Source organism: Nostoc sp. FACHB-110 (genome assembly GCF_014697425.1).
In the GTDB taxonomy this organism is placed as follows: Bacteria; Cyanobacteriota; Cyanobacteriia; order Cyanobacteriales; family Nostocaceae; genus Nostoc_B.
On record NZ_JACJRU010000004.1, the window covers coordinates 100,344 to 118,712 of the forward strand.

20 protein-coding genes are annotated in these 18,369 nt (G+C 42.3%); 8 read left to right on the forward strand and 12 right to left on the reverse strand.

All coding sequences use genetic code 11. From position 1 onward, the window contains the following. Positions 1–75: 75 nt before the first annotated feature. The 3 genes from aroF to rpsO form a co-directional block, all read right to left on the reverse strand. Positions 76–1,134, reverse strand: a complete 1,059-nt coding sequence (aroF, locus tag H6G69_RS06165; protein WP_190683214.1) for a 3-deoxy-7-phosphoheptulonate synthase — start codon at positions 1,132–1,134, stop codon at positions 76–78. 323 nt (positions 1,135–1,457) lie between these two features. Continuing rightward, complete coding sequence (locus H6G69_RS06170; RefSeq protein WP_190683217.1) at positions 1,458–1,925, reverse strand: PAM68 family protein; 468 nt, start codon at positions 1,923–1,925, stop codon at positions 1,458–1,460. A gap of 12 nt (positions 1,926–1,937) precedes the next feature. After that, positions 1,938–2,207 carry a 30S ribosomal protein S15 gene (gene rpsO / locus H6G69_RS06175; RefSeq protein WP_190683220.1) on the reverse strand — a complete coding sequence of 90 codons (270 nt, stop codon included), beginning with the start codon at positions 2,205–2,207 and terminating at the stop codon, positions 1,938–1,940. A gap of 387 nt (positions 2,208–2,594) precedes the next feature. On the opposite strand from rpsO, the gene H6G69_RS06180 reads away from it, so the two are divergent. From H6G69_RS06180 to H6G69_RS06190, 3 genes are all read left to right on the forward strand, one after another. Continuing rightward, the gene (locus H6G69_RS06180) at positions 2,595–3,056 is read left to right on the forward strand and encodes a DUF4079 domain-containing protein (RefSeq protein ID WP_190683224.1); all 462 of its coding nucleotides are present in this window, start codon (positions 2,595–2,597) and stop codon (positions 3,054–3,056) included. 187 nt (positions 3,057–3,243) lie between these two features. Then, positions 3,244–3,801 (forward strand): hypothetical protein, encoded by a 558-nt coding sequence (locus tag H6G69_RS06185; RefSeq protein WP_190683227.1) that lies wholly within the window; start codon positions 3,244–3,246, stop codon positions 3,799–3,801. A 79-nt stretch (positions 3,802–3,880) separates the two neighbouring features. Further along, positions 3,881–4,651 (forward strand): ATP-binding cassette domain-containing protein, encoded by a 771-nt coding sequence (locus H6G69_RS06190; protein WP_190683230.1) that lies wholly within the window; start codon positions 3,881–3,883, stop codon positions 4,649–4,651. A gap of 217 nt (positions 4,652–4,868) precedes the next feature. On the opposite strand, the gene H6G69_RS06195 is transcribed toward H6G69_RS06190, so the two are convergent. After that, complete coding sequence (locus H6G69_RS06195; protein WP_062296855.1) at positions 4,869–5,636, reverse strand: response regulator transcription factor; 768 nt, start codon at positions 5,634–5,636, stop codon at positions 4,869–4,871. 563 nt (positions 5,637–6,199) lie between these two features. Between H6G69_RS06195 and H6G69_RS06200 the strand changes: the two genes are divergently transcribed. Then, entirely contained in the window at positions 6,200–6,448 is a 249-nt protein-coding gene (locus H6G69_RS06200) for a DUF6761 family protein (RefSeq protein WP_062296854.1), read from the forward strand. Between the two features lie 321 nt (positions 6,449–6,769). On the opposite strand, the gene grxD is transcribed toward H6G69_RS06200, so the two are convergent. The 3 genes from grxD to H6G69_RS06215 all read right to left on the reverse strand — a co-directional run bounded on the left by grxD (position 6,770) and on the right by H6G69_RS06215 (position 8,166). Continuing rightward, on the reverse strand, positions 6,770–7,093 hold the full coding sequence (gene grxD / locus H6G69_RS06205; RefSeq protein ID WP_190683233.1) for a Grx4 family monothiol glutaredoxin: 324 nt from the start codon (positions 7,091–7,093) through the stop codon (positions 6,770–6,772). 74 nt (positions 7,094–7,167) lie between these two features. Then, positions 7,168–7,425, reverse strand: coding sequence for a BolA family protein (locus H6G69_RS06210; protein ID WP_190683237.1), 258 nt, complete (start codon positions 7,423–7,425; stop codon positions 7,168–7,170). A gap of 147 nt (positions 7,426–7,572) precedes the next feature. Further along, complete coding sequence (locus tag H6G69_RS06215; RefSeq protein ID WP_190683241.1) at positions 7,573–8,166, reverse strand: hypothetical protein; 594 nt, start codon at positions 8,164–8,166, stop codon at positions 7,573–7,575. Between the two features lie 173 nt (positions 8,167–8,339). Here H6G69_RS06215 and H6G69_RS06220 point away from each other — a divergent pair, with 173 nt between their 5' ends. Continuing rightward, entirely contained in the window at positions 8,340–10,442 is a 2,103-nt protein-coding gene (locus H6G69_RS06220; protein WP_190683244.1) for a S8 family serine peptidase, read from the forward strand. A 38-nt stretch (positions 10,443–10,480) separates the two neighbouring features. On the opposite strand, the gene H6G69_RS06225 is transcribed toward H6G69_RS06220, so the two are convergent. The 3 genes from H6G69_RS06225 to grxC form a co-directional block, all read right to left on the reverse strand. Then, positions 10,481–11,248 (reverse strand): 1-acyl-sn-glycerol-3-phosphate acyltransferase, encoded by a 768-nt coding sequence (locus H6G69_RS06225; RefSeq protein ID WP_190683247.1) that lies wholly within the window; start codon positions 11,246–11,248, stop codon positions 10,481–10,483. A gap of 85 nt (positions 11,249–11,333) precedes the next feature. Further along, positions 11,334–11,843 carry a tRNA adenosine(34) deaminase TadA gene (gene tadA, locus H6G69_RS06230; RefSeq protein ID WP_190683250.1) on the reverse strand — a complete coding sequence of 170 codons (510 nt, stop codon included), beginning with the start codon at positions 11,841–11,843 and terminating at the stop codon, positions 11,334–11,336. Positions 11,844–11,901: 58 nt separating this feature from the next. Further along, entirely contained in the window at positions 11,902–12,210 is a 309-nt protein-coding gene (gene grxC / locus H6G69_RS06235) for a glutaredoxin 3 (RefSeq protein ID WP_190683253.1), read from the reverse strand. A gap of 620 nt (positions 12,211–12,830) precedes the next feature. Here grxC and glpX point away from each other — a divergent pair. Both glpX and H6G69_RS06245 read left to right on the forward strand, forming a co-directional pair. After that, on the forward strand, positions 12,831–13,868 hold the full coding sequence (glpX, locus tag H6G69_RS06240) for a class II fructose-bisphosphatase (RefSeq protein WP_190683256.1): 1,038 nt from the start codon (positions 12,831–12,833) through the stop codon (positions 13,866–13,868). Positions 13,869–14,013: 145 nt separating this feature from the next. Beyond that, the gene (locus H6G69_RS06245) at positions 14,014–15,300 is read left to right on the forward strand and encodes a glutamyl-tRNA reductase (protein WP_190683260.1); all 1,287 of its coding nucleotides are present in this window, start codon (positions 14,014–14,016) and stop codon (positions 15,298–15,300) included. 86 nt (positions 15,301–15,386) lie between these two features. Here the strand turns inward: H6G69_RS06245 and H6G69_RS06250 are convergent, their stop codons facing one another. Both H6G69_RS06250 and H6G69_RS06255 read right to left on the reverse strand, forming a co-directional pair. Further along, positions 15,387–16,859: an FG-GAP repeat protein gene (locus tag H6G69_RS06250; protein WP_190683264.1), complete on the reverse strand. Its 1,473-nt coding sequence runs from the start codon at positions 16,857–16,859 to the stop codon at positions 15,387–15,389. Between the two features lie 519 nt (positions 16,860–17,378). Then, positions 17,379–17,699: a helix-turn-helix domain-containing protein gene (locus tag H6G69_RS06255; RefSeq protein WP_313950126.1), complete on the reverse strand. Its 321-nt coding sequence runs from the start codon at positions 17,697–17,699 to the stop codon at positions 17,379–17,381. Positions 17,700–17,769: 70 nt separating this feature from the next. Here H6G69_RS06255 and H6G69_RS06260 point away from each other — a divergent pair, with 70 nt between their 5' ends. After that, entirely contained in the window at positions 17,770–18,369 is a 600-nt protein-coding gene (locus H6G69_RS06260; protein WP_190683271.1) for a metalloregulator ArsR/SmtB family transcription factor, read from the forward strand.

The following is an 18,369-nucleotide window of genomic DNA, read 5'->3' on the forward strand; positions in this document are numbered from 1 at the left end:
CTCGGATGTTGGGTTTCGTTCCTCAACCCAAGAGTATTGAAATAGAAGGCAGTATTTCCAAGCTTGTGAAGAAATTTAAGTTAAAGCAACTGCTGGTTGTGGCCAACGTCCGAGTGCTTTGCCAACTACAGCCAGTTCTTGCATTAACTGGTCAAAGCGGGCTGGTGTGAGAGATTGTGGCCCGTCGGAAAGGGCTTTTTTCGGGTTGGGGTGAACCTCAATCATGAGAGAATCAGTACCAGATGCGATCGCTGCCATTGCCATTGATGGCACATATTCTGCCCAGCCAACGCCATGACTAGGGTCAATCATAATCGGTAGGTGTGTCAATTTCCGCAATACTGGCACTACAGATAAATCTAGGGTGTTGCGGGTATACTGGCGGTCAAAGGTGCGAATTCCCCGTTCACATAAAATCACATTGGGATTTCCCGCCGCCAAAATGTATTCAGCCGCCATTAACCACTCTTCAATAGTGGCTGACATTCCCCGCTTTAACAGCACTGGTTTTGGTTGCGCGCCTACTTTTTTGAGTAGGGAGAAATTCTGCATATTTCTCGCGCCTACTTGGACAACATCGGCGACTTCGGCAATTTTATCTAGTTCAGCCGCGTCCATCACTTCTGTGATGATGCCCAACCCACTGACTTCTCGCGCCTTGGCGAGTAAATCTAAAGCACTCTCGCCATGTCCTTGAAACGCATAAGGCGAAGTGCGGGGTTTGTATGCGCCACCACGCAAAAATTTAGCACCAGCAGCCTTGACGCGCTGTGCTGTTTCTACAATCATTTCTTCATTTTCTACCGAACAAGGGCCAGCTACGACTACCAAAGGCTGATTTTCGCCAAATACCACCGGGCCATCAGGCGTATTAACCACTACTTCTGATGCTTCACCGTGGCGATATTGGCGACTAGCACGCTTATATGGTTGTTCTACGCGTAATACTTGCTCAATCCAAGGGCTAACTTCTTGGATTTGTAGGGGATCTAAATCGGCAGTTTCACCAACTAAGCCAATTACTACTTTGTGTTTACCGATAATTTTTTCTGGTGTTAATCCCCAACTAGTTAGTTCCTCATCAATGCGGTTGATTTCCGCTTCTGGGGAACCAATCTTCATGACTACTATCATTGTAAATTTCCTGATGATTAAATAAGTAAATGTAACTGTTGCAGCCCTCAGAGGACTTAAAAATGTACTCCCTATTCCCTATTCCCTATTCCCTCCTTCGACGAATAGTTAATAAATCAAATAGGATTGATACTTATATTTAGTGTAATTTTAATAACTAAAAACTAACCTTGATTAATTGTAAAAAATAAAGCGATCGCCGCTTGAGCGACTGAATATTGGGTTTAATCAAGGACTATATTCAATGTTGAAGTTAGAAGATTTTAACTTCAACATTTACTGTAAATCCCAATACCGCAATCTGAATCCGCGATCGCTATTTATTAAACGTTCTTTTGCCGCGTTTCGCGCCAAACCGCTACCATACGACCCCAATTAGTGCCGAACTCACTTAAACCTAGTAAGCTTCCGGCTTGTGCTTCATCCCAGGAGGCAGACAGAACCCCATAAGTGATTCCTAGCACCCCTAAACCAAATAACCCCATGTTCACCAATAAAACTAATAGGGGTGGTAATTGAATACGCGCTTGAGTAGCCAGCAAATAGCTAACCACTAAGGTGGCAATTCCCAACGCTGTGGGGCCACCACAAAATACTGCTACCCGCCGAATCATTCTTTGGCTCACTACTTTAGGTATCGCCATCTCTTCTTTTCTGAAAGGCGGTTGCTTGCTGGCTGATTTTTCTGTGGTAGTTGTCTTGATAGGGGTTTTTTGAACTTTTACAGGTTTTTGGCGTTTCTTGTTCGGTTCAAAAGGCAAGCGACTGCGTTCAGATTCTTCAGCAGACATAAGCGGTAATTCCTATCCACGAATACCTAGGCGAGCAATTAAAGCTTGATATTTTTCCCGGCTTTCTTGTTGGAGATAAGCAAGCAAGCGCTTACGATGACCAATGAGCTTTAACAAGCCTCTGCGGGAAGAATGGTCTTTTTTATTGGCTTGCAGGTGTTCGCTGAGGCGGTTAATCCGCTCGGTCAGCATAGCGACTTGCACTTCCGTAGAACCAGTATCAGTTTCGTGAACTTGGAAACTGGAGATTATTTCTTGTTTGCGCTGTTGCGTCAGAGCCATGATCGATTAAATTTCTAATTTTTCTAAATATATGCAGCAGTCTCTCATAATATCACAGCCTTTAAGCTGTATGGGGGATTACGGGGAAGAAAGGGTTGTGGGTGTTGGGTGTAAGGGTTCTATTGATAGGACTTACTCAGAAAAACTCTTTGTTGTAACCAAGCCCCGTTGGCGCGGGGTGTAGTCTTTCAAGAGCAGGTTTTTTGAAGTAAGCAGATGTTAAGATAAACCATCGTGACAAAAAGCACGTCATGAGCAAAGATTTGGGATGGCACAGTTGGATTGCGAGCGTTAGCCAAAGACTACCCCAGCTAAGTCAACCACAAGGAAAAGTGTTGGCAATGTCGAGTTTTGGCATTTAATTTCAGACTTCAGACTTCAGACTTTATGCACCTACCCTCTTTTCTCTGGCTATGGAAAATCGCTGCGTGGTCGATGGGCTTATCGCTGTTGGCGTATATCATGTTAGCTGTGACTGGGATATGGATGTGGCAAGTGAAAACTTCCCAGTCTCTGCCTAGTTTGCCTGGGTTTCCGGTAAGTCGTGGGGGAGTGCGATCGCTCCACTATACAATGGGTATCAGTATGGTGAGTTTAGTGTTATTGTTATTAGCGATCGGCATTATCGGCACATTAGGCCACTTTGGCTCCTTAGGACATTCATCACACCTAATTGCCGGGCTAATAGTAGTATTTTTAGTGTTAATATCTGCCCTCAGTGCCACACAAATTAACCCCATAAGACCTTGGGTAAGAAATTTACACATCACTGTAAATATTATTCTCTGCGCCGCCTTTGCTTGGGTATCCTGGACTGGCTGGACTGTGGTACAGAAGTATTTACCTTAGCACTCATCTCTCCGTGAACTCTGTGCCTCTGTGGTTCGTTTAGTGCCTTGTGCGTAAGTCATGCATCTTAAAATTACCTGAAACTGATAGAGAATTAAGGGTTTTGCTTGTATAGCCGCGACTTCAGTCGCCAGGATATGAGCCTTCCAGTTAGGATAAAACTGAAAGCAACAATCATAATGGAACCGTGACAGCCAACTCAGCTAATACCTCTACAACTATATTTCGCCTATCTCCGTTAATTCGGATTACCCTGTTGAGCTTATATGTAGCACTCACAATACCATTGCCATTTTTAGCCCAAGCAACAGCCGCACCAACACCACCATCGTTACTTTGGGTAGGAATTGCCATTGGTTTTATCGGACTGTATGCAGTGTTGACAGAAAGAGTAATTGTCAATGACCAAGAAATTCAAGTCACTTACCCTGTTTGGGTTCCGCGTTTCTTTCGTAAAGGTTGGACTTTACCTTGGTCAGAAGTCAAACAAATCAAACCTCGTTCTACAGGGCAAGGCGGATTAGTTTATTATTTCCTCAGCAAAGATGGTAAAGCTTATTTATTACCGATGCGCGTCGCTGGTTTTGCCCGGTTAGTAAACATCGTCCAAGCCAAAACAGGCATAGACACCACAGATGTCCGTCCCTTAGCACAACCTTGGATGTATGCGATTTTATTTGGATTTACATTACTACTGCTGTTAGTCGATGCTTGGACTATCAATACAGCCTTGACACTATCTTAAATTAAAGACTCACGCCAAAGCTCAAAGGCTCTCTTTGCGCCTCTGCGCCTCTGCGTGAGAAAAAAGGAAAACTCTAACTGTGGATAATTTCACTCCACAAGCCCAACTCAGGCTTGAGCAAGTTAATCTATTTAGCAAACTAAAAAGCAATCACCAGGGATACCCAATCTTACAGAATATTTCCTTTCAAGTATTCCCTGGTGAAAGAATTGCGATTGTTGGCGTAACTGGTGCTGGCAAAACCTCATTACTACGCTTAATAAACCGCTTAACTGAACCAAGTAGCGGTAAAATCTATTTGGAAACCCAAGAATATCAACAAATCCCTGCCGTTCAACTACGGCAAATGGTGACACTGGTGTTGCAAGAGTCAAAGCTACTGGGGATGACAGTGCAGCAAGCTTTGGAATATCCTTTAGTTTTGCGCGGAATGCCCAAACAGACGATTCAGCAACGAGTTAGCGATTGCCTGGAACAACTGCATATTCCTAATGACTGGTTAGCCAAAAATGAGTTACAGTTGTCATCGGGTCAAAGGCAATTAGTTGCGATCGCGCGTGCTTTAATCATCCAACCTAAAATCTTACTATTAGATGAGCCAACATCAGCCTTGGATGCGGGTAAAGCCTCTCATGTGATGCAAATCTTCATTCAACTAGCCCAAACCCAACAAACTACAATTTTGATGGTCAATCACCAGTTAGATTTAGCCCAAATGTTTTGTACAAGGCTGTTACACCTACACCAAGGCCAGTTGTTAGCAGACAAACCAACTTCTGAGGTAGATTTAGCAACTTTACAAGCAAGCTTGACTCAAGCAGAAACTCAAGCTGCAGAAGAATGGATTTAAAAACCTCTTATCTGATAAATCACCCTAAAGTCAACACTTCAACACTTTTCATCTGAATGAAGTACATTAGCCTAGCCTCTGTTTGCTAAAACTTGTACTGCACCAACCAAACAACCCTGTCCAATAGCAGTCGAAGCATAGTTTAAGAAATCAACAGATGATAAAACCCAGGCAAAACCTGTTACCTGTTACCCTAGCCCTATTCCCTGCTATATCATCACCGCTGAGTAGTAAGTGTTGGACGTTGATTGCTAAACCGTTCTTTTGCTAACTTAGTTTGTGATTGGGGAAGATTAGCATTCAAAATTTCCATGTTAAATCTGTATCCCACATTCCGAATAGTTTGAATCAAACTAGGTTGGCGGGGATCGAGTTCTACTTTCTTGCGTAGCGACAAAACATGAGTGTCAATTGTTCGCGGGTTGTCAATTGCATCTGGCCAAGCACGCCGCAGCAATTCTGAGCGAGACAAAGGTACTCCGCCAGCTTGTGCCAACACATACAACAAACTAAATTCCTGGGGTGTTAAATCAATAAATTCCCCTTGGAACCTTACACGACGCTGCACTAAATCAATTTGCAAAGTGCCATAGTCTAAATACGCTGGTGCAGTCGGTGTGCGTTTGCGGCGAATTAACGCCTCAACCCTAGCTAAAAACTCTTGCATTCCAAAAGGTTTGCTGAGGTAATCATCTGCACCCGCCTTTAGTCCAGCAACAACATCCGCCTCATTGCTACGTGCAGACAGCATTAAGATTAACGGTTGCTGTTGACGATGCAACCAACGGCAAAACTCGATACCATCTCCATCGGGCAGATCCGCGTCTAGAATAACTAGAGTAGGTTGATGGGTTAAAAACACTTCTCTTGCTTGATAAATACTGGCAGCTTGATTTACCCTATACTCTAATTGTTGCAAGTGCCAACCCAGCAACGACCTTAGATGGGGATTCCCCTCAACGATTTCAATACAGACCGAACCCACGGCGGTAAGACCCCTTAGCGTTGATGACTTTCAAAGTAACAAGCCCATGCTCAAGGTTTTGTAGTCTTTGCTACTTCTACTCACAATTCATTTGACATTTACTCAAACAAATGGCCAAAATACCTTTACCCTCAGCCTATTTCCCAAGTTAAATACTAATTTTCTTAAATTTTTGTTAGACTTATCAAAAGTTCTTCTTAACCATCATCTTGCTCTTAGCAAAATGTAACTAGACTAAGAACTTATACTCCAACAGACGCTAAGGGCGTTGACTATCGTTGTGCTGTCATAGAGAGTGTGGATAAAAATCTTGTAAAATTTACACTCAACCACAAAAATCAGCCTATTGATAGATAAAATCGTAAGAATAAATTACTAAACAATCACTTTCCCAGTTTTCTGGAATAGGATCTAAATACGCTGTAGCTGCTATGGGAGGCTAACAAAAGTAGGTTTATAGGCATAAGTTAAATGCCAAAAATGTAAAAAAGGCGAAAGTAGCACTTCACATTTCAGCTTTAATCATTTACAATTCTCATTCCAAAGAGATCTAAACAGCAGTTATGCTTCAAGACACACAAACCATCCGCTATTACCAAAGACTCACAGACGCCTTCGTCGAGCTATGGAATCGCGGTTATCGCATGGACGATATGCGGATGTATTTGGATGGATATCTAGCCGCACTGCGACATGGCAACGCTATTGAGCCATATCTGATTCATCGTTTAGAAGAGGAAGCTAGCCGCTACTTGTACGATGCATCAAATTTTGCAATGCCGGAACCACAACCACAGCACGATTACTACTAATGCTCTTGCTTTAGTCTTTGAAAGTAAACGTGGATTGTCGCAGATGATTATAGCATATTATCTGTACCAATCAAGAGTGTAGTGGTGTGAATTTTGGAGAGATAGTTTTGGGAAAAACATCCCCTCACGCTCGTTGTAACTTGGCTAATCCCGCTGAGGGGTGTTTAATATTGTATTTTTAATTAAAAAAGCAGAAAGTTTTTTATTCGCTACTTGCTACTCAGCCATGAAATAATTTTCTGCTTTGGGAAGCGTAGTCCATCAAAAAAGCCCCATTACAGGGGCTTTTTTGTCATATGAGGTAGTTGCTGCTTAGTTAATTTATGAAGCTAGGGCAATAGTCACTTTTTCTTGCAATTGGCCCTTTTGGTACATTTCGATGAGAATATCGGAACCGCCGATAAATTCACCATCAATATAAACTTGAGGGATGGTAGGCCAGTTGGAATACTCTTTAATGCCTTGACGAATTTCGTAGTCATCAAGAACGTTAATTGTCTCAAAGGGAACACCCAACGTATTGAGAATTTGGACAACGTTGTTAGAAAAACCACATTGAGGCATTAACTTAGTTCCCTTCATGAAAACCAAAATTTTGTTTTGTTTGACTAAGTTATCGATTTTCTCTTTGAGTTCTGGCGACATGGTATTTTTGTTTCCTATGTTACTGATATAAAAAATCAATAATCAATGCTCAACGTAGCTTAGAACTATTGATTTTACGAAGTGGCTGTTGTCTGCCAAGTTTCCGGCGTATATGTTTTAACTGCCAAGGCGTGAATTGCTTCAGTTGACATAGCTTGCCGCAACGCACCATAAACTAGCTGATGCTGTTGCACCAGTCCTTTACCTGCAAACTGCGATGATATGACTGTAACTTGATAGTGGTCTCCACCACCTGTCAAGTCTTGCACTTGTATCTGAGCGTCTGGCAGTTCCGCCTTGATCATAGCCTCAATCTGCTGCGGACTAATCATCGCAATTCCTGAAAAAACTTACTTCTCTATTATTAGCAGAAGAGAAGGGGATGAGGGATGAAGTATGAAGTGTGAAGTATGAAGTATGAAAGATGAAATTTTATCCTTTAGCTTTTTGCCTCCTGCCTTGAGACTAATGACCAAGATTTATTTTTGCGAGGTTGAACCACTACCGCCTTGTCTGGGGTAGGGGGTGTCAACAAAACCGAGTTCAAATAGTTGCTGATATGCTTTTTTGCCTAAATCTCTTGTGGGGTTTTGGCTTTTAACAATTTGAATTAATAAGGGTACTGCTAATTCTGGCTGGTTGAGGGCGCGATGTACCAGTGCTAACTGATAGGTGGCTTCGTCGCGTTTTTGGGCTGTTAATAAGGCTTTTTGTCGCTGAGAGTCAGAAACTCTGAGGTCAATACCAGAAAAGCTGGAGTTAAGTTCTTGATAAAAGTTAGATAACTGATTATAAACTTGACGTGCTTCTTGAAGCTTTTTAGCTGCTAAGGTGTAGTTTTGCGCGGAAACAGCTGCTTCTGCCTCTTTCATCAGTCTATCTCCTCCCTCAATGCTTAAAAGGCTATTATTTTGGGTGGCAGGGCGGAGATTATTGGGTGCATTAGGGTCAATGGGCTGGGCTTTTTGGCTGTAAAGTTGTACCTGAGCATTTGTAGGAGATAACAAACTCAAGATGGCAATGACTGTAAAGGAACTGAGGCCAATTAAAGGCGCAGTTGCAGCAATTTTCATGGATTAAACAGGTGCGACAAAATATATACAAATACTAAGGGAAACTTTGGGTATCTTAACTTTGTTTTCGTTTTAAACAAAACACAGCTATATACTTCGTTTCTTTGTTTTAGACTGAAAATCGGTTTAATAGAGTTCCCATTGCCTCTGTATACTAATTACCATCGTCCCTTATGAGCGATCGCATCAATTCCTCTGATTTTCCCACCACAGGTGTACCAGCAAGCAATTTGGGAGTTGTGTTGCAACGCGGTGGTGAAGAACTAGTCTTAGAAAAAGCCCCAGACCGTTTCACCATCCGCCCAGCTACCGATTTTACACCTCAACAATTATCTCAGGTAACTTGGGGTATTTGGCAGCGAAGTATTCCCCAAGCGCAATTAGAATTATTCCAGGTTGCACCTGCCCAATTAGACGCAGCAATGGCTCAAGCACGCGCCGCCGAAAATGTTGCTTTTGCCAGTCATGTTTACACTATTAAAAATAACCCGGCAACTTTTGTTTACTTGGGCGACCAAATTACTATTCAATTTGCCGAGGGCGTAGCAGTCCCTAGAATTAATGCTATAGCCAGCACCTACAGTTTAATTCAAGATAAACCTGTTGTTGGTATACCTAATACTTTCGTATTTTTAGTTAGCAAACAAGCCACAGAAAACCCGATTAAAATTACTAATCAACTGCAAGCACTCAAGGAAGTGGTTGCGGCTGAACCGAATATTCTCATTAACAGCGAGACTCACTACAAACCCCGCGACCCGCTTTATCCACAACAGTGGTATTTAAACCATAATGGCGGTGACGAATTAACGCTAGGTTCTCATATCTCAGTTGAAAAAGCTTGGGATGTTACTCGTGGTGTGCGTTCTGTGGTTGTAGCAGTGGTGGATGATTCTTTTGATTTAAATCATCCTGATTTTCAAGGTTCGGGCAAAGTTATTGCACCAAGAGATTTAAGACAAAATGATTTTTTACCTTTACCTGATGCCAAAGAAACTAGCCACGGGACAGCTTGCGCTGGGGTAGTTATTGCCGAAGAAAATGGAACGGGAATTGTTGGGGTTGCACCAGGTTGTGCATTTATGCCCATCCGCACTACGGGTTATTTGGATGATGAATCAATTGAGCAAATTTTTAACTGGGCAATTGATAAGGGTGCTAGTGTAATTTCTTGCAGTTGGGGAGCTTCGGCTGTGTATTTCCCACTGTCGTTACGACAGAAGGCGGCTATTACTCGTGCCGCAACCAAAGGGCGCAATGGCAAAGGATGTGTGATTTTCTTTGCTGCTGGCAATGCCAACCGTCCAGTTAATGGCACGGTTGTAGAGAAAAACTGGCCAGATAAATTATTACAAGGCAAAACAGATTGGCTCAGTGGTTTTGCGGTACATCCTGATGTGATGGCTGTTGCCGCTTCTACTAGTATGAATAAAAAAGCTGCCTATAGTAATTGGGGCGATAGCATTGCTTTGTGCGCGCCTAGTAATAATGCGCCTCCGGGAATGTCATTTCCAGAGAAGGGTTATGTGTATACACAACCGGCGATCGCATCTTATCTTAGTGGGATAGGTGTGTTCACAACTGACCAATTAGGTGCAGCCGGTTACGACAAAGGTGATTTTACAGCTAACTTTGGCGGGACTTCTAGTGCTACGCCTGTAGTTGCTGGGGTAGCAGCGTTAGTTTTATCAGCAAATCCTAACTTGACAGCCCAACAAGTTAAACGCATCTTACAAGAAACTGCTGATAAGATAGTTGACCCGAATGCTGACCCGCAATTAGGTCTCAAAGGCGGAACTTATGATGGTAATGGTCATTCCCCGTGGTTTGGTTATGGCAAAGTCAATGCAGCTAAGGCAGTACAAGCCGCCAAGCAAATGCAGGACGCTGCATCACCAATTAGCCAGCAATTGCGCGTCAGTAATACCAACTCTGTAGGCATTCCTGATAACTATCGCCAAGGAGTGACAAGTGCGATCGCAATTTCCCAATCTGTTATAGTCAAAGATATTCAAGTAAATGTCAATATCACCCACGATTTTTTAGGCGATTTAGAAATTTACTTAATCGCCCCGAATAACCAGCAAGTTTTGTTACAAAATCGGACTTTAGGCAGACGCACTAACTTGCAAATGAGTTATAGTGTGCGATCGCATCCAGCCCTCAAACAATTGCTATCTTCATCTGGTCAGGGAAGTTGGCAATTATTACTCATAGATTACGCACCCCAAGACATCGGCAGATTAAATAGCTGGGAATTAGTCATTGGTTATTAAAAGCTAGAGACGTGAAATGTCACGTCTCTACTGTTTTATTATTGACCATTAACCATTGACCACTGACATCCAGTCACCTCAGATGCTTGATGATTTAAGTTTTGCAGTGCTTTTGTTAAATCTTCTGTGAGGCGTTTGGCATTTTGCTTAATTGTGCCTTCAGTGTATTCCGCAACATTAATTGGGTTGCCAATGTCAATGTTTACATCTGTACCCCAATTTGGATAGGGCTGGCTGTAGTTGATGCTAAGTGGGACAATTTTAATTTTTAGCTCTGGGTGATTTAATTCTGCACTCAGAGACAAACGAGCAATTCCTGGCTTTAAAGCATGAACTTCGCCATCTCGAAAAATGCCGCCTTCAGGAAAAATCACCAAAGTCTTTCCTTGCTGAAGTAAGGAAACTCCGTGTCGTAAAGTAGAAACTGTTGGGTGTTTTGGATCTACAGGAAAGCCACCTAAGTTACGCACAAACCAGCCTTGTATTCCTTGACATTCGGTGATAGTGACCATGAAGCGCAAATCAGCACCGATAATTTCTGAAGTTGCGTAGGGTACTAGCAAAGCATCCCAACGTGCGCGGTGTGTAGGTGCGATGATTATCGGCCCAGTTTTGGGAAGATTTTCTTGTCCTGTAATTCTAATTCTTCCAAAGAACAAAGGTAGTACTAAATGCCGACCTAATATATGCGCTAAAGGCCCTAAAACAGGTGAAACTCCTGAATTGGTTTGAGCCACCTGAGAATTTGCGACGTTACTCCTTAGGGCTGGTTCGTACGTATCTTTGGAAGAGTAAAATTTCAACATATCGGTAGCTGCGAATTGCCAAGTAAAAAATTAAATAACTCTCGATAGTTCAACCGTAAATTCTCTTCCGTAGATTGTGTAGCACTCATTGGACAGTTTGACCTCTGTCTGTAGCTTTTTGCAGTCGTCGAGTAGCAAACCAAGCTTGTAAATGTTCACGACAGGCTGATTCTAGAATGCCTCCCAAGACTTTCAGCCGATGATTAGACGCAGCACTATCAGGGATATTGATCACGCTACGAATTGCGCCAGTTTTAGTATCGTCCACTCCGTAAACAAGCATTCCTAAACGCGATTGCACGATCGCACCTGCACACATCGGACAAGGTTCTAAAGTTACATACAATGTACACTCATGTAGTCGCCAGCTTTGTAATTTTTGCGACGCTGTTCTGATGGCAATAATTTCTGCGTGGGCTGTTGGGTCTTTGTCCCGTTCTTTTCTATTTTCACCTTCGGCGATGATATTTCCTGTGGAATTAACAATCACTGCACCCACAGGAACCTCACCGACATTTCCTGCTGCTTTTGCTAGTTCTAAAGCATAGGTCATCCATTGTCGGTGTTTGAGATATTCTGGGTATTCGATTAACATATTAGATTCGAGAGGGCAGAGGGAACAGGCAAAATGCATCCCTATTCCCCATTCCCTATTAAGCAGCTTCTAATAAAGGGTTGAGTTGACCTTTGGTATCTAGGGCATAAATGTCATCACAACCGCCTATATGTTGATTGTTGATGAAAATCTGCGGTACTGTGCGACGACCATTAGCCCGTTCTGCCATTTTGTTTCTAGCAGTTTCGTCACCATCAATTTTGTATTCCGTGAAATTTACGCCTTTCCACCACAGCAGCATTTTGGCGCGGATGCAGTAAGGGCAAGTTTGCCAGGTATAAATTTCAACGTTAGCTTTGATGCGTTCTGGATGCCGTCCGAGTATGGGATTGAGAAAGTCCAACATAAGTCTTAAATGTAAAGTTATGCAGTATAAGATTTTATAGCTGTAGTCACTAAGCTACATCTTGCTTGGGAATGTCCACAAATCTTAATCTAATACCATTAAGGTGATGGCGATCGCAGTTTTTCCAAAGCAAATTTCCCCAGCCACATTCTGTAACACTAATGTGTCATTTTGTTACTCAGGCCATTCCACAGGAAATGGTCAACCCAGAAATTTTTGAGTGCGCGTTCATAAACTTTTTATTTTTGGATCTAGGCAATTTTTTCGTAAACTTATACGCATTTTTCTTGACCCTATTTAATCAAATACACACAAAAAAAATGATTGATTTTGTTGAAAAGTTAATTAATGAATCATATTTAAATTTAATGATATTGCTTCAAAGTCTTTTGTAGTAATAACTTTAGACATTTTTCCAATTAGACTCTCCCAAAGCAATATATAGTACAAAAGAACTATATAATTTGACTTACTGGTATTAGTTAACATCAATTAGCAGCAAAACTTAACACTTATGGAAGTGAATACTATTTTCCATAGGTATCCGCCCTTTGGTAGACTTGAAAACTGAAATAGCCAGATGAAATAACGCTATAGCGAGCAGTTGAGAGGGGGACTCTGTGGAAAATACGCTTGGATTAGAGATTATTGAGGTAGTAGAACAAGCCGCGATCGCATCCGCTAAGTGGATGGGTAAAGGCGAAAAAAACACAGCCGACCAAGTAGCAGTAGAAGCAATGCGGGAGCGCATGAATAAAATCTATATGCGCGGTCGCATCGTGATTGGAGAAGGGGAACGTGATGACGCTCCCATGCTGTATATCGGTGAAGAAGTTGGTATCTGTACCCGTGAAGATGCCAAAGAATTGTGTAATCCAGATGAGTTAGTCGAAATTGACATCGCCGTAGACCCCTGCGAAGGTACAAACTTGGTAGCATACGGACAGCCTGGTTCAATGGCTGTGTTGGCAATTTCTGAAAAAGGTGGCTTGTTTGCTGCACCTGACTTCTACATGAAGAAACTCGCAGCACCCCCAGCAGCTAAAGGCAAAGTTGACATTAACAAGTCAGCTACCGAAAACCTCAAAATTCTCTCTGAGTGTCTAGATCGCGCGATTGATGAACTCGTAGTAGTCGTCATGAAACGCGAACGCCACAACGACTTGATTAAAGAAATCCGCGATGCTGGCGCTAGAGTCCAACTCATTTCTGATGGTGACGTAGGCGCTGCAATATCTTGTGGTTTTGCGGGAACAAATATCCATGCCTTAATGGGTATTGGTGCTGCACCCGAAGGTGTGATTTCTGCGGCGGCTATGCGGGCTATGGGTGGACATTTCCAAGGCCAATTGATCTACGATCCAGCTGTAGTCAAAACAGGTCTCATAGGCGAAAGCAAAGAAGCGAACATTGAGCGTTTGCAATCTATGAACATCACTGACCCTGATAAGGTCTACGATGCTCATGAACTCGCATCTGGTGAAAATGTGCTATTTGCTGCTTGCGGTATTACCTCTGGTAACTTGATGAACGGTGTTCGGTTCTTCCACGGTGGTGCAAGAACTCAAAGCTTGGTTATTTCTAGCCAGTCTCAGACAGCTAGATTCGTCGATACAATCCACATGTTCGACCAGCCTAAGACTCTGCAATTGCACTAGAAACTCAGGGAGTAGGGAGAGAGATTCATTAAGTCAAAAGTAAAAAGTAAAAAGTAAAAAATATTTTTGTTTTTTACTTTTGCCTTTTGACTTTTTACTTCCACTCCCCAATTGTTAATAACCCATTATTAATTGTTGATAAGAAATGAATATTGCAGTGGTGGGGTTAAGCCATAAAACAGCCCCAGTCGAAGTTAGAGAAAAGCTGAGTATTCCAGAACCACAAACTGAAAGTGCGATCGCTAATTTAACTAGTTATCCCCACATTGACGAAGTAGCCATACTCAGCACTTGCAACCGTCTGGAAATTTACATTGTCGCCAGCGAAACTGACCAAGGTGTGCGCGAAGTTACTCAATTTCTTTCAGAACACAGCAAATTACCTGTCGCTTCTTTAAGACAACACCTATTTGTCTTGCTGCACGAAGATGCTGTTATGCACGTTATGAGAGTAGCAGCAGGCTTAGATAGTTTGGTGCTAGGAGAAGGACAAATTCTGGCTCAGGTGAAAAATACTCACAAACTGGGACAGCAATACAACGGTATCAAAACAATTTTGAATCGATTATTTAAACAAGCAATTACAGCTGGTAAGCGAGTACGTACCGAAACCAGTATTGGGACTGGTGCTGTCTCTATTAGTTCGGCGGCTGTGGAATTGGCACAAATCAAAGTCGCTAATTTGGCGGCTTGTCGCGTGGCAATTCTCGGTGCTGGCAAAATGTCGCGGTTGCTAGTACAGCATTTAGTTTCTAAAGGTGCAAACCAAATTAGCATTGTCAATCGCTCACGCGATCGCGCCGAAGAATTAGCACAGCAGTTCGCAGAACACCCCATCCGCACCCATCTGCTGGGGGAAATGATGACTGTAATTTCCGAAAGTGATTTAGTATTTACAAGTACATCGGCAACCGAGCCAATACTTGACCGTGCCAAGTTAGAAGTAGTTTTAGAACCTGGCCGTCCTTTAATGTTATTTGACATTTCTGTGCCGCGTAACGTTCACTCAGATGTCAATGAACTGGCAAATGTCCAGGCGTTTAACGTCGATGATTTAAAAGCAGTAGTCGCACAAAACTACGAAAGTCGCCGCAAAATGGCTCAAGAAGCCGAAAAACTTTTAGATGAAGAAGTAGAAGCTTTTGATGTTTGGTGGCGCAGTTTAGAAACTGTCTCTACTATTAGTTGTCTGCGAAACAAAATCGAAACTATCCGCGAGCAAGAATTGGAAAAAGCTTTGTCGCGCTTGGGTTCGGAATTTGGTGACAAACATCAAGAAGTAATTGAGGCTTTAACAAGAGGCATTGTTAACAAAATTTTACACGATCCGATGGTGCAATTGCGAGCGCAACAGGATGTAGAGGCAAGACGACGTTGTATGCAGACGTTACAAATGTTGTTTAATCTGGATGTGGAACAGCAGTTTGGTTAATTGAGATTGTAGGGGTGTGTGATGCGATCGCATCACACACCACTGATAAGTGTTAGAGGTAAAATCCCCTTTTTTCAGCTAGATAATTAGGCTGTTAGTCCTATAGCTGAACCATAGAGAATATTGACTATACCTGCATTGCTAATTGAACCAACATCTTCACCAGGAACACCTATAGCTAAGTCAGCAAAGCCATCGTTATTAAAATCACCAACTGTCAAACTAGATCCAAAGTAATCAGAGGCTTCTGCCACATCCCCAATGCCAGGGCTGTCTTGATGCCAAATTTGGTTACCTATACTAGTTAGCCCAGTGTTTGAGCCGTAGATGACATTCACCGCGCCAGCACCGCTAATTGTACCAACTGTCTCATAAGGTACACCTATAGCCAAGTCATCCTTACCATCACCATTGAAATCACCCACTGCAAGACTGGTTCCAAAGCCATCAAATGCTTCTGCTGCACCCTGAATGCCTGGACTGTCTTGATGCCAAATTTGGTTACCTGTACTAGTCAGACCAGTATTTGAGCCGTAGATCACATTCACTGCACCAGCATTGATGATTGTACCAATATCTTCATAAAGTACACCTATAGCCAAGTCATCCTTACCATCACCATTGAAATCACCTACCGCCAAACTGTTACTAAAGTAATCAGATTTTTCTGCTACACCCTGAATGCCAGGGCTGTCTTGATGCCAAATTTGGTTCCCACTACTAGTTAGACCAGTATTTGAGCCGTAGATGACATTCACCGCACCAGCACCAATGATTGTACCAACTGTCTCAAAAAGGACACCTATAGCCAAGTCATCCTTACCATCACCATTGAAATCACCTACCGCCAAACTGTTACTAAAGTAATCAGATTTTTCTGCTACACCCTGAATTCCAGGGCTGTCTTGATGCCAAATTTGGTTACCTGTACTAGTCAGACCAGTATTTGAGCCGTAGATCACATTCACTGCACCAGCATTGATGATTGTACCAACATCTTCATAAAGGACACCTATAGCCAAGTCATCCTTACCATCACCATTGAAATCACCTACCGCTAAACTTCTACCAAAGCTATCGTATGCTTCTGCTACACCAGCAATGCCAGGGCTGTCTTGATGCCACAATTGGTTCTTAGTACTAGTCAGACCAGTATTTGAACCGTAGATGACATTCACCGCACCAGCATCGATGATTGTACCAACATCTTCATAAAGTACACCTATAGCCAAGTCATCTTTACCATCACCGTTAAAGTCTCCCACCGCTAAACTTTTACTAAAGTAATCAGATGTTTCTGCTACACCCTGAATGCCAGGGCTGTCCTGATGCCAAATTTGGTTCCCACTACTAGTCAGACCAATATTTGAGCCGTAGATCACATTTACTGCACCAGCATTTTTGACCGTACCAACTGTCTCAAAAAGGACACCTATAGCCAAGTCATCCTTACCATCACCATTGAAATCACCTACTGTAAGACTGGTTCCAAATTGATCATATGCTTCTGCTACGCCCTCAATGCCAGTAATGTTTTGATGCCAAATTTGGTTTTTCATCAATAGTCAACCTCTAAAAAATAGTGGTGGGATCTGCAAATTGCTGCTTTATATAGCACACGACTTACGCAAAAATGACGTAACTCCGTCATTACGAGCGATAGCGAAGTAATCCCCCCTGACGTTGGGATAGCTTCACTACAACTCCTTTCCGGTCGCCATGACAATATCGGCATTGCGTAAGTCCCATAGCAGAGTGAATACTTCATGAACACCTTTTGTTTTCTCTTTGTGCCTCCGTATTCACAAAGTTCTGATGCCCACAGCAAGCCAACCGTATTAAACACAGGCACTTACTTCGCTAAAGTAAGTCTCTGTAGCCTCCACGGCTGTAGCCGCATAGGATACTTCTCTGTATGGTTTGTTAAAAAATAAATTTTTACTGTTGAGATAAGATTGCTATGTCAGCAATTCTCTTCTGTAATTGGTAATTTTACGGAATTTTCTAGCTATATCTACGAAATTAACAATTTTTAACTGTAATAACCTGCAAAAAGGTATTTTTTTCGGGAAAATCCTTTATAAAAGAGGTCTAGTTCTTGCCTGATAATCCATTAACGCGCCTTGACTAATTACAGTCCGCCCATTCCTTCTGTAGGTGGGAATTTTTCCTTTTTGCAGAGCCAGATATAAAGTACTTTGGTCTACACCCAAGAATCGCGCAGCTTGTACTAGTGAAGTACCCTGCCTGAGCCTACTCCCTTTCCGTCTCTTTCTGCTTGATAAGGGTCGCATCATGGCTAAATGTAAAGAACAACTTAAGAAATCACGACTTGTTTTGAAACAAATCGCAAAATTAACAATAATTAAAAATGCACAGAAAAGTGACCTCTGCTGCATCACAGGAGGACAGCAATACTAATTTGATTTCGTTCTAATTAGATCGGGGTCGAATTAATTATAACAAATTATGAAAAAAGAGCAATTTCAGACTCTACTGCAATTTTTCAAAGTTTTGGCGGACGAAAGCCGATTGAAGATTGTAGGTATTCTGGCAAATCAGGAGTGTAGCGTGGAAGAATTAGCAGCACTCATGCAACTTAAAGAACCGACGGTATCTCATCATTTAGCGAAACTAAAAGAAGTAAATTTGGTGACTATGCGTCCTGATGGTAACAGCCGATTGTATCAGCTTGATAATAAAGCCTTAGAAAACATGAGCAAGGAGATTTTCACGCCCGAGAAGATAGCTTCGATAATTGAGCATATCGATACTGAAGCTTGGGAAAGCAAAGTTTTGCATAATTATCTAGAAATCAGCCCAAACAGTTTGGAGGTAGTTCCGCGCCTCAAGGAAATCCCCACTAATCGTAAAAAGCGTTTAGTAATTCTCAAATGGTTAGCGAGTAAATTTGAGCCAGGCGTTAAATACTCAGAACAGATGGTAAACGAAATTCTGGGTCGTTATCATCCTGACTACCTGACGTTGCAACGGGAATTAATTAGTTACAAATTAATTCGGCAAGAAGATAGGATTTATTTAAGTAATCGACAGACAGGAGAAAGATAA